The organism is Janthinobacterium sp. PSPC3-1 (genome assembly GCF_049896105.1).
Lineage (GTDB): Bacteria > Pseudomonadota > Gammaproteobacteria > Burkholderiales > Burkholderiaceae_D > Janthinobacterium.
Map to the genome: position 1 here is coordinate 303663 of NZ_JAFCTQ010000003.1, position 12197 is coordinate 315859.

8 protein-coding genes are annotated in these 12197 nt (G+C 64.9%); 5 read left to right on the forward strand and 3 right to left on the reverse strand.

What is annotated here, in order from left to right; translation table 11 throughout:
* Window positions 1–8: 8 nt before the first annotated feature.
* Entirely contained in the window at window positions 9–1175 is a 1167-nt protein-coding gene (locus tag ACP7B7_RS05950) for a DUF1624 domain-containing protein (protein ID WP_308920242.1), read from the forward strand.
* 16 nt (window positions 1176–1191) lie between these two features.
* On the opposite strand, the gene ACP7B7_RS05955 is transcribed toward ACP7B7_RS05950, so the two are convergent.
* The 3 genes from ACP7B7_RS05955 to ACP7B7_RS05965 all read right to left on the reverse strand — a co-directional run bounded on the left by ACP7B7_RS05955 (window position 1192) and on the right by ACP7B7_RS05965 (window position 4644).
* The gene (locus tag ACP7B7_RS05955) at window positions 1192–3069 is read right to left on the reverse strand and encodes a hypothetical protein (RefSeq protein WP_308920243.1); all 1878 of its coding nucleotides are present in this window, start codon (window positions 3067–3069) and stop codon (window positions 1192–1194) included.
* A gap of 107 nt (window positions 3070–3176) precedes the next feature.
* Entirely contained in the window at window positions 3177–3707 is a 531-nt protein-coding gene (locus ACP7B7_RS05960; RefSeq protein WP_308920244.1) for an isochorismatase family protein, read from the reverse strand.
* A gap of 19 nt (window positions 3708–3726) precedes the next feature.
* The gene (locus ACP7B7_RS05965) at window positions 3727–4644 is read right to left on the reverse strand and encodes a LysR family transcriptional regulator (protein WP_308920245.1); all 918 of its coding nucleotides are present in this window, start codon (window positions 4642–4644) and stop codon (window positions 3727–3729) included.
* Window positions 4645–4788: 144 nt separating this feature from the next.
* Here ACP7B7_RS05965 and ACP7B7_RS05970 point away from each other — a divergent pair, with 144 nt between their 5' ends.
* The 4 genes from ACP7B7_RS05970 (at window position 4789) to ACP7B7_RS05985 (ending at window position 12191) form a co-directional block, all read left to right on the forward strand.
* Window positions 4789–5985 (forward strand): ABC transporter substrate-binding protein, encoded by a 1197-nt coding sequence (locus ACP7B7_RS05970; RefSeq protein ID WP_374694308.1) that lies wholly within the window; start codon window positions 4789–4791, stop codon window positions 5983–5985.
* A 24-nt stretch (window positions 5986–6009) separates the two neighbouring features.
* On the forward strand, window positions 6010–7524 hold the full coding sequence (locus ACP7B7_RS05975) for a CoA-acylating methylmalonate-semialdehyde dehydrogenase (RefSeq protein WP_308920247.1): 1515 nt from the start codon (window positions 6010–6012) through the stop codon (window positions 7522–7524).
* A gap of 10 nt (window positions 7525–7534) precedes the next feature.
* On the forward strand, window positions 7535–8425 hold the full coding sequence (gene mmsB / locus ACP7B7_RS05980) for a 3-hydroxyisobutyrate dehydrogenase (RefSeq protein ID WP_426076019.1): 891 nt from the start codon (window positions 7535–7537) through the stop codon (window positions 8423–8425).
* 217 nt (window positions 8426–8642) lie between these two features.
* The gene (locus ACP7B7_RS05985) at window positions 8643–12191 is read left to right on the forward strand and encodes a DUF4132 domain-containing protein (RefSeq protein WP_426076020.1); all 3549 of its coding nucleotides are present in this window, start codon (window positions 8643–8645) and stop codon (window positions 12189–12191) included.
* Window positions 12192–12197: the final 6 nt, after the last annotated feature.

Here is a 12197-nt window from a genome sequence, read left to right on the forward strand (position 1 = left end):
ATGATTTAATGACTGTAAACGCTACTCTCACTCCCATCCCCCTGCGCGCCCGCATCGCCGTGATCGACGTGATGCGCGGCCTGGTGATGCTGATCATGCTGTTCGACCATGTGCGCGAAACCGTGTTCCTGCATCACCAGGTCGGCGATCCGATGGATGCGTCCACCGTCGACCCGGCCCTGTTTTTCACGCGCATGGCGGCCCACGTTTGTGCGCCGATGTTCGTGTTCCTGACGGGCCTGTCGGCCTGGCTGTACGCCCATCCGGCGGCAGGCCCGCGCAGCGCCACCGGCTTCCTGTTCAAGCGCGGCCTGCTGCTGGTGGTGCTGGAACTGGTGTTCGTCAATTTCGCCTGGAACGGCGCGTTTCCGCCGGCGGTGCTGTACCTGCAGGTGATCTGGGTGATCGGCCTGGCCATGATGGCGCTGGCCGTGCTGCACCGCTTGCCCCTGGCGGTATTGCTGGTGCTGGGCGTGGCGATCGTCGCCGGCCAGCATCTGTTTACCGATCTGCATGCGGAAGAGGGCAGCCTGGCCTACTATCTGCTGACGGTGCTGCTGCAGCGCGGCTATCTGGTGGCCGACGGGGCCATGAAAATCAAGGTCAGCTATCCGCTGCTGCCGTGGATAGGCGTGATCGTGCTCGGCTACGCGGCCGGCCCCCTGTATGCGCGCAGCCTTGGCCTGGCAGGGCGGCGCCGTTGGCTGCTGGCGCTGGGCGCAGGCTGTTTGCTGCTGCTGGCCGTGCTGCGCGGTTTTAATATTTACGGTGAAACCCTGCCGTGGGTGGCCGGCGAGACGGCCTTGCAGACGGCGATGAGCGTGCTGAACTTCACCAAGTATCCGCCGTCGCTGGACTTCCTGCTGTTCACCCTGGGCCTGGGCCTGCTGGGCCTGGCCTGGCTGGAAACCCTGGACAACTGGTTCGTGCGCGCCTGCGCCACCTTTGGCGGCGCGCCGATGTTCTATTATTTGCTGCACCTGTACCTGCTGTTGATCATCGGAAAAACTCTTACGGCCGTGCTGGGCGCCAACCATGGCGGCCGCTATGGCGTCGAGCATGTGTGGCAGGTGTGGCTGATCGCGCTGGCCCTGATGCCGCTGCTGTACTGGCCCTGCCGCGCGTTTGCCAACTACAAGCGCACCTCGAACAAAGCCTGGGTGCGCTACTTCTGAGCTGCTTTTTGCAAGACTATTTGCAGTACAGCCGGTCGATGCTGTGCGGCGAAGCCAGGTAGTGCCGCGTCTGCCAGCTGATCGCCACCCGGTAGGCGCAGGGCGCATCAAACGCCACGTTGACGGGGAAGCCGCCGTTATTGCCCGACAGATGGGGGCCGCCCGCGCCGCCGCGGAACAGGTAATTGCTGGCCGGTGGCGGTGGCGTGAAATTGGCGGCCGGCAGCGGTGGCGGCGGATGGGTGATGCCGTTGTTGTTGGAAATCGTCACATTGAAAAAGCGCAGATGCGGGTGGTCTATCGTGTACAGGATATGCACCACGCCGCCCGCGATCGGGTTGCAGGCATTGCTGCGCAGCTCTTCCAGGTCCAGCGCGACAATCACCGGTGAATTGTCGAAGACGATGGAATCGAGGCCGTCGCTGGCCACCAGCGCCAGGGTGGTGGCGTCGCGCACCTCGAAGCCAAGACGGTAGCGGCGCACGGGTTCGCTTTCGGTGCTGGCCAGGCTGCGGCCCGCGTCCAGAATCGGCAGGCCGCCCGGCAGCTTGGGCGGATGCAGGCTGGTGATGGCATCGGTATTGACCACCAGCAGGTCAAAGGTGCGCAGGAAATTGCCGGTACCGACATTGACGACCGAGGTGGTGCCGTCGCGCATGTCGACCGTCACCGCCTTGTTGTCGACCCGTATCCAGCCACCCGCCTGCAGGTCGGCCGTGTCGACGAAGACCGGTGCGGAGTCGCCCAGTCCCAGGCCGTTCGTGTAGAACACATAGCCCACATGGGTGCCGAGCATCTGCGTCAGCGGCGCCAGGCTGGCGGGTGCCACCGAGGGCAGGGCGGCGGGATCTTCGGTGCCGCCGGGCCAGGTCCACTCGCCGACCAGGAAGCGGTATTCGAGCGCATTGGCGGGAATGGCGCTATTGCGCAGCGGGCAATTGCCTTTCAGGGTGACGGCGCCGCCAAAGACATAGGATTGGATGGGGCCGCCCGCATAACCCTGTGGCGAAAAGCCGGGCAGCGACGGAAACGGGTGGATATCGAACACCTCGACCTGTTGCCAGTGCGGCACGGCTTCCACGTCGGGTGGCAAGACTTCGCTCGAGCACAATTCCACGCAGAAGCAGTGGCCGACGTTTTCGCGGCCCGGCTGGCGTCCGGCCGATTGCGGTTCCGACAGAATGGTCACGCCGCCCAGCTGGGCCGTGAAGTACACATCGGGGCCGCCGGCAAACTCGATATTGATCACGGGCGAGAAGGGCGTGAGGGTAAAGTCCGACGCCAGGTAGTCGATGCGAAAGCGGCCGCTCGCGTCCGTCACGGCGTCGCCCAGGGCGTCGTCCTGCAGCCAGTCGGCGTCAAACGCGCGCACGGTGGCGCCGGCGATCGGCGCATGCGGCGCGGCGCAGGTGCGCAGCATGCCGCAGATGGTCCAGGCGCCAAAGCGCGCGCGGATCAAACACCAGAACCGGTGCGGCAGGCAATAGTCCCAGATGGCCAGGAAATCCTCGCCGGCGCGGCGCCAGCGCGGCTGGATGATGGTGATGGAAAACTGCAGCGGTACCGGCTCTCGCGGCCCGGGCTTCAGGTGCGGCACGGTGGGGCACAGCACGTCGACCTCGACCGCCTCGCCCTGGTATTGCGTCTCCTCGTCGATGGTAAAACTGTAGTTGCCATCGGCATCGGTGCGCGCCTCGGCCAGCAAGAACGGCGTCTTGGCCTCGACGTCTTCGTCCCTGAGGATGGCGAAGGTTTCCTTGGCACTGGCCACGGCCAGCGCCGTGGCGTTCTGCGTATCGCGCACACGGTACAGGCGTACGATGACATGCGACAGGTTTTCCGGACACTCTGCACAGATCAAGCCGCACAGTTTGCCTCGCAGGATATAGGCCATGACGATCCCCTTGCTCGATTGAAACAGGCGCCGCAAGACGCTGCGGCTACCCTGTCAAGCTAGCAAACGGCAGCCTGAGGCGTTTGATCTCGCGTAAGGCCGACCCGCTATTTAATCAGGGCAAGCACCTCGCGGAAACGGGGATGGCGGCAGTCGCGCAGCCACTCGAAGGCCAGCATTTCCACCGTCAGCAATTGCGCGCCCAGGGTCGCCAGCCGGCTGAGTGCCGCATCGCGGCTGGACTGCAGGCGCGAGCCGACGGCATCGATGGCGATGATCACGTCGTAGTCGCGTTCCAATAGCCCGATTGCCGTTTGCAGCATGCAGACATGGGCTTCGCAGCCGGTGACGATCACCTGCGTGCGTCCGGCTGGCAACAGTTCCTGCAAACCGTCTTCGCAGGCGCCGAAATGGGTTTTCTGCAGCGTGTCCTGGCACAGCGCGGCGATCCCGGGCGCGTTCGGCCCCAGCTTGCCGCTGTTCTGCTCGGTGCCCAGCACGGGGATGTCGAGCAGCCGGGCAATCGTGGCCAGCCGCACATTCTGCGCCAGCACAGCGTCGCCATCGTGGATCGCCGGCATCAATCGTCCCTGCAGGTCGACAATCACCAGCACCGCTTTATTTGCATCCATCAGCATCGTGTTCTCCTTGGTTTATTCATGGTAACCATTCGGACGTGGACGACTCGCCCATCAGGTAATCATGGTTCAGTTCGATGACCTCGCGCAGATAATTCCACAAGGCCCGCACCCGGGCGATATTACGCCGCTCTGTCGGCGAGATCATCCAGAAAGACCGCTGCAGGTCGATCTGGCCGTCCAGCACCGGCACCAGTTCGGTGGACTGCTGGGCCACGAAGCATGGCAGGATCGCCAGCGCCTGGCCGGCGCGCGCCGCATGGTATTGCGCCAGCACGCTGGTGCTGCGAAAGGCGCGCAGCGACTCGGGCGCCACATGGTCCATATAGCGCAGCTCGGCGCTGAAGACCAGGTCGTCCACATAGCCGATGATGGGGTGCTGCGCCAGCTGGGCCACGCTGGCAATCGGCTCATGGCGCGCCAGATAGGCGGGCGTGGCGTACAGCTTCAGGCGGTAATCCGACAATTTCGTCACCACGTAGGGGCCGGACAGGGGCCGCTCGATGGAAATGGCCACGTCCGCCTCGCGCTTGGACAAGCTGACGAAACGCGGCACGGCGATCAGGTCGACGCTGATATGCGGATGGCGGCCGCAAAAATGCGCCAGGTGCGGCGCCAGCACCACCGCGCCAAAGCCCTCGGTGGCGCCCAGGCGCACCTGGCCCGACAGCAGGCGGTTGTGCTCGCCCAATTCCTCGGTGGCGGCAAACACCGTGCTTTCCATGGTTTCCGCATATTCCATCAGGCGGTGGCCTTCGGGCGTCAGCTGGTAGCCGACGTAATTGCGGTCGAACAGCTGGGTGCCCACCTGCTCCTCGAACTTGCGCATGCGGCGCGAGACGGTCGAGTGATCGATGCCCAGTTTTTTGGCCGCATCGACCAGGCCGGCGCTGCGCGTCAGTTCCAGGAAGACCCGTACATTGTCCCAATCGAGCATTTTGCCTCCTTGTGCATTTTTGCAAAGGAATTATGCAGTAATTTCACTTGAGTGCATATTTTTACACATGCAGAATGCAGATAAACATATAAGAAATATTCTTTATCCATCAGGAGACACTGCATGAAAAAGACCGTTCTGGCCATGGGCGCACTCGCGCTCGCCCTTTCCTTCAACACTGCCCAGGCGCAGATTTCCGATGGCGTCGTCAAGGTCGGCATCCTGACCGACATGTCCGGCCCGTATTCGGCGATGGGCGGGCGCGGTTCCGTCATCGCCAGCCAGATGGCGATGGAAGACTGCCTGAAAGCCGAATGCAAGGGCATGAAGATCGAAATCGTCTCGGCCGACCACCTGAACAAGGCCGATATCGCCGCCTCCAAGGCGCGCGAATGGATAGACCGCGACAAGGTCGATGCGATCGCCGATCTCACCAATTCCTCGGTGGCGCTGTCGGTGCAAAAGCTGATGAAGGAGAAGGGCGGCATCGCCATGTTCAGCGGCCCGGCCACCGGGCGGCTGACCAATGAAGACTGCTCGCCGAACGGCTTCCACTGGATGTTCGACACCTATTCGCAGGCGGCCGGCACGGCGGCGGCATTGACCAAGCTGGGACAGAAATCCTGGTACTTCGTCACCGTCGATTACGCCTTCGGCCACTCGCTGGAAAAAGACGCCAGCGATGTCGTCAAGCGCAACGGCGGTACCGTGCTGGGCGCCGTGCGCCACCCGCTCAACGCCTCGGATTTTTCCTCGTTCCTGGTGCAGGCGCAAGGCTCGAAGGCGCAGGTGATCGGCCTGGCCAATGGCGGCGCCGACGTTGTCTCGGCCATCAAGCAGGCGCGCGAATTCCGCATCGGCAGCGGCAAGGACCAGCGCCTGGCGGCCTTGCTGGTGTTCCTGTCCGACGTGCACGCGCTGGGACTCGAAACGGCGCAGGGCCTGGTCTACGCCGACGGTTTTTACTGGGACTACGACGACCGCAGCCGCGCCTTTGCCAAGCGTTTCGAAGCGCTCAACAAGGGCGCCAAGCCGACCATGGTGCAGGCCGGCGTGTATTCCAGCGTCTATCACTACCTGAAATCGGTAGCGGCCGCGAAAAGCGACGACTCGAAAATCGTCGCCGAAAAAATGCGCGAACTGCCGATCAAGGACGTCGTCATGAACAACGCCTCGATCCGCCCCGACGGCCGCGTGATCCACGATATGTACCTGGTGCAGGTGAAAACCCCGGCCGAATCGAAAGGCGCGTGGGACTACCTGAAAGTGCTGTCGACCATCCCCGCCGACCAGGCGTTCAAGCCGATGGATGCGGCGGCGTGCAACCTGGTCAAGAAATAACCCCCCTATTCTACGGAGCACACCATGAACCAAGCCCTCACCCAAGTCCCCGCCGTCCCCCTGCATATCGGCGGCAAGCACCACGCTTCAAGCACCACCGAATGGCGCGACGTGGTCAATCCGGCCACCCAGGAAATCGTCGCCCGCGTGCCGTTTTCCACCACCGCCGAAGTCGAACTGGCGATCGCCACCGCCAAGGAAGCGTTCAAAACCTGGCGCAATACGCCGCTGGCGGCGCGCATGCGCATCATGCTCAAGTACCAGCATCTGATCCGTGAAAATATCGGTGCCCTGGCCGAACTGATCACGCGTGAACACGGCAAGACCCTGCCGGATGCGGAAGGCGAAGTCATGCGCGGCCTGGAAGTGGTGGAACACGCGTGCTCGATCGCCACCCTGCAGCTGGGAGAAATTGCGGAAAACGCCGCCAACGGCGTCGATGTCTACAATATCTACCAGCCGCTGGGCGTGGGCGCCGGCATCACGGCCTTCAATTTCCCCGTGATGCTGCCGTGTTTCATGTTCCCGATCGCGATTGCCTGCGGTAATACCTTTGTGCTGAAACCGTCCGAGCAGGACCCGTCGTCGACCATGTACCTGGTCGAACTGATGTACCAGGCGGGCCTGCCGGCCGGCGTGCTGAATGTGGTGCATGGCGGCGCCGACGTGGTCAACCTGCTGTGCGACCATGCCGATATCAAGGCCGTCTCGTTTATCGGCTCGACCGCCGTCGGCACCCACGTGTACCGCCGCGCCAGCGAATCGGGCAAGCGCGCGCAGTCGATGATGGGCGCGAAAAACCATTGCGTGGTGCTGGCCGACGCCAACAAGGAGCAGGCGATCAACAACCTGATCGGCGCGGCGTTTGGCGCGGCCGGCCAGCGCTGCATGGCCAATTCGGTGGTGGTGCTGGTGGGCCAGGCGCGCTCGTGGCTGCCGGACATCGTGGCGCGTTCGCAAGCGCTGAAAGTGGGGCCGGGCAGCGACCGCGACGCGGACCTGGGGCCGATGGTCTCGAAGGCCGCCATGCAGCGCGCCGAAAAACTGATACAGGCCGGCGTCGACGAAGGCGCGCAGCTGCTGCTCGACGGCCGTGGCCACCAGGTGGCCGGTTTCGAAGGCGGCAACTTCATGGGGCCGACGATCTTCTCGAAAGTCAACGCCAGCAATTCCGTCTACACGCAGGAGATCTTCGGCCCCGCCATGTGCGTGGTGGAGACCGAGACGCTGGACGAAGCGATCGCCTTTATCAACGCCAACCCGAACGGCAACGGCACCTCGATCTTTACCTCGTCGGGCTGGGCCGGGCGCAAGTTCCAGAACGAGATCGACGTGGGCCAGGTCGGCATCAACGTGGCCATTCCCGTGCCGGTCGCCTACTTCAGCTTTACGGGGTCGCGCGCCTCGAAACTGGGCGACCTGGGCCCGAACGGCAAGCAGGCGCTGTACTTCTGGACCCAGACCAAGACCGTCACGGCGCGCTGGTTCGCGCCGGACGATGGCGGCAGCGGCGTGAACACCACCATCTCGATGAAATAAGGGGAGGGCGATGAGCACGAATATCGTTTTTATCGGCCTGGGCAACATGGGCCTGCCGATGGCGCAGAACCTGGCGCGCGCCGGCCATGCCGTCACCGGCTTTGATCTGATGCCGGCCAGCGTGCAGCAGTTCGTCGCCGCCGGCGGGCTGTCGTCCGAAGACCAGGCGGCGGCGATTGCGGCCGCCGACATCGTCATCACCATGCTGCCGGCCAGCCGCCATGTGCAGGGCGCCTACCTTGGCGACACCGGCATCCTGGCGCACGCCAAAGCGGGTGCCTTGCTGATCGACTGCTCCACCATCGCGCCGGAAGTGTCGCGCGAGGTGGTGGCGGCGGCCACCGCCAAAGGCCTGCGCATGATCGACGCGCCCGTCTCGGGCGGCACGGCCGGCGCGGCGGCGGGCACCCTGACCTTTATGGTGGGCGGGGAAGAGGCGGACCTGGCCAGCGCGCGGCCCTTGCTGGAGCAGATGGGCAAGAACATCTTTCATGCCGGTCCCAGCGGCAGCGGCCAGACGGTCAAGATCTGCAACAACATGCTGCTGGGGATACTGATGATAGGCACCAGCGAAGCGATCCGCCTGGGCGTGGCCAATGGGTTGGACCCGAAAGTGGTGTCCGACGTGATGGCGAAAAGCTCGGGCCGCAACTGGACGCTGGAAGTGTACAACCCATGCCCGGGCGTGGCCGAGAATGTGCCGGCCTCGCGCGATTACACGGGCGGCTTCGGCGTGGACCTGATGCTGAAGGACCTGGGCCTGGCGGTGGAAAGCGCGGGCGCTTCCGGCGCCAGCGTGCCGCTCGGTGAACTGGCGCGCCGGCTGTACGAGCTGCACAGCAAGTCGGGTGCGGGCGGGTTGGATTTTTCCAGTATCTACAAGCTCGATACGGCAGCTTGATGCGCCGGTGGTGGCGTCGGATTACGCGCTTGCGCGCTGATCCGACCTACGCAATGTATTCATCGTTTCCGCCGTAGGTCGGATTAGCGGCAACGCCGCGTAATCCGACACCGCCCCGCCCAACCATCAAATTCCAACCGTACGCCATGCCAGTAAGCTAAGAATATACAATCAGCAACTTGATCCAGTGCAATAACTGCACAACACGAGGATGCTGATGAACCATACGAGCACACACGCCATCGACGGCGAACTGGCGGCCGCACTGGAGGCCGGTCTCAAGAGCCTGGCCACCATCGACAAGGGCTTGTGGCAGCGCAGCTGCGCCTTTGTGCTGCGCGGTGAGCAGGAGATCGTGCTGCAGCAACTGCAGCAGGCCAGTGCGGAGGCGGCCATTCTGCTCGGCCATGCCGGGCGCATCGGCGGCGCTTTTTACTGGAGCGGCATCAGCGACAAGCAAACCAGGCTGGCGCGCGCCGGCCAGCTCGCGCGCGACCGCTTTTATGCCATGCTCGCTGCCGACAGCCTGTCGCCGACTATGCTGGTCCGGCTGGGGAAACTGCTGGCGGCGGCCGACCAGGGCCAGTCGCTGGAGCCGACCGGCGCCAATGTGCCCGAATGGCTGCATTACCTGGTCAGCGATGCGCTGTTTGGTAGCTGTGCCGCAACGCACCAGGAAGCCACGTCGGCCAACCGGCCGGCCTGGAACGTGCGGCTGCTGATGCGCCTGCTGGCGGCTGAAGACCTGCCCGAAGCCGATGCGCTGGAACTGGTATTCGAGCGCCGCCAGCACCCCGAATACACGACAGTGCACTGCCTGCAGCGGCTGCTGGTGCCCAATGTGATCGACAACGTCATGCAGGAGCTGCCCGATGATGTGCGCGCGCTGGCGCCGCGCCTGTCGGCCCAGGGCAAGCGCTTGCTGGCCGAGCGCATCGGCGGCGCCGAGGAGCTGGCGCAGACCTTTGACGATGTGCTGGTGCGGCTGGCGGTCGACGCCAGCAAGACCGTGCGCGCCGCCGCCGCGCCGTTTGTCAGCGCGATTGCGGAAGAGCGGCAACTGGCATTGCTGCGCCCCTGGCTGGTGGACGGCAAGCTCGATGAGCGCACGCAGGCGGCCGAGCTGCTGGGCCGCACGCCATCACAGGCGCGCAGCGCGCTGCTGGCGCAGGCCCTGGAAAATGAAGCGGGCAAGGCGGTCAGGCAGGTGATCGGCAACGCACTGGCGCGCATGGGCGACGTGCAAACCAGTCCATCAGACGCGGTGCCGCCACCCGCGCCCGAAGCGCCGCTCACCTTCCTGGACGAAGAGGCGATGGTAATCCTGCTGGAAAACCATATCGCGCTGTTGAAAAAATGCGATGAGGACGCGCGCGACGAGGTGGAGCAAAACCGTGGCCGGCGCGAACAGTACGAATTCGAGCGGGAGCGCAGGGAGCAGCAGTATGCGTTCGGCGAACCGCAGCTGCGCGCCGTGATCGACGCCTTCAATGGCGACGGCGACGATGCCGATCGCGCGCTGCTGAAAGACCATGCGATGCGCGAGACGATTGCATACCGCGACCGCATGTTCGAGCTGGAAGGCTTCGGCCTGCGCCAGCTGGCGCTGTGGTACGGCCCGATGCGCCAGCGCTGGCTGTCGGTCTGGAACGACGGCCCCTTTCGCGACTGGTTCGAACAGCAGGACTCCGCCGACATCGACCTGCGCACCATCGACACCTTGCTGCGCGAAGCGGGCGCCATGCCCGACCTGGTGGCGCTCGACTGTTTGCAACCCGCCTGGCGCGGCTCGCCGCTCGATACCCTGCCAGCCGAGAATATCTGGCCGCTGTTCCATGAACAGCCGGCATTGATCGAACAGGGCCTGGGCCTGTCGGTGGCGCGCAGCGATATCACGCTCGAATTGGCGTGGACCTTGAAGGTGATCGAATTGTTCCCGCAGCCGCCCATGCGCTGGCGTCCGCGCCTGATGGAGCTGGCGCTGGGCGAAGGCAAGACGTATCGCCAGGGCGCGCAGGATGTCTTGCGCAAGGTGCCCGATATTGGCCTGCAGGTGATGGACAGTCTCGCGTCCAGCAAACAGGAGGTGCGCAGCGTGGCCGCGCGCTGGCTGGCCGACCTCGATTGCCGCGCGGCCGTGCCGGCGCTGTACCAGGCGCTGGACAAGGAAAGCCGCGAGACCGTCAGCGCCACCCTGATGGCGGCGCTGGAGCTGCTCGGCGAGGACCTGGCGCCGCGTTTGAACCCCGACAAGCTGCTGGCGGAGGCGCGCAAGGGCCTGAAAGCCAAGGCGCCGGCCGGGCTGGTCTGGTTCCCGTTCGAGACCTTGCCTGCCTGTGCCTGGCAGGATGGCGCGCCGGTGGAGCCCGAGATCATCCGCTGGTGGGTGGTGCTGGCCTGCAAACTGAAAGAACCGGGCGGCAATGGGCTGCTGGCGCGCTACCTCGGCTTGCTGTCGCCAGCCAGCCGCGCCGCGCTGGGCTCGACGATATTGCGTGCGTTTATCGCGTATGACGAAAGCCGCGGCAGCGTGATCGGCGAGAAAGGCGTGCTGGCCCTGGCCGCGCAGGCGCCGGGACCGGAAGCGGTCGGCCTGGTGCAGGCCTATATGCGCGCCTTCCATGTGCGCCGCGCGCAGATCGAAGCGATGCTCGAAAGCCTGGCCGGCGGCATGGACCCGGCCGTGATCCAGCTGCTGCTGGGCGTGTCGCGCCGCTACCGCACCGCCTCGGTGCAGGACAAGGCGCGCGAACTGGTCGAACAGATCGCCGAGCGGCGCGGCTGGAGCGAAGACCAGCTGGCCGACCGCACGGTGCCCACCGGCGGCCTCGATGACGATGGCCGGCTCGAACTCGATTACAGCGGAAGGCAGTTTGTCGTCACGCTCGACGCGGCCTTGAAACCGGTGCTGCGCAATGCGGACGGCAAGGAAGTCAAGGCGCTGCCCGAGCCGCGCCAGGGCGACGACGCCGACAGCGTCAAGGAAGCGAAGCAGGCGCTGGCCGGCTGCAAGAAAGAACTGAAACAGGTGGTCGAGATGCAGACGGCGCGCCTGTACGACGCCATGTGCACGGGCCGCGCCTGGCCGGTCGACGAATGGCAGAGCTATCTGGCGGGTCACCCGATTGTTGGGCGGCTGGCGCAGCGCCTGCTGTGGCTGGCGCAGGAAGGCGAGGGCAGTCGGGCGGCGGTGCTGCGCCCGACCGAGGACGGCAGCCTGATTGACAGTGATGACAACGACGTGACACTGGCGCCAGGCAGCGTGCTGCGGCTGGCGCACGCGTCGCTGCTGGAACCTGGCCAGGCCGCCGCCTGGCAGCGCCATCTGACGGATTACAAGGTCAAGCCGCTGTTCGAGCAATTGCAGCGCGCGTCGCCCGATGCCGCCCTGCTGAACGATATTGATATCGGCGACCGCCTGGGCTGGGTCAGCGACGCGTTCACCTTGCGCGGCGCCTTCGGCAAGCTGGGCTACCAGCGCGCGCAGGCCGAGGAGGGCGCCATCTTCGACCATTACTACAAGGAATTCGGCGGCGCCGACCTGCGCGTGGTGATCCATTTTTCAGGCAATGCGCTGCCCGAGGATAACCTGCCGGCCGCGCTGAAGCACCTGAGCTTCGAGCGCCTGTCCGGGCCGTGGAAGCAGCGCGCGATGTCGCCGGCGCAGGTGCCGCCAGTGTTGCTGGCTGAGGCCTATAACGATTACCTGGCGGTGGCGGCGCACGGCGCCTTTGAGGCCGACTGGGAAAACAAGATGCCCTGGTAGGGCGTT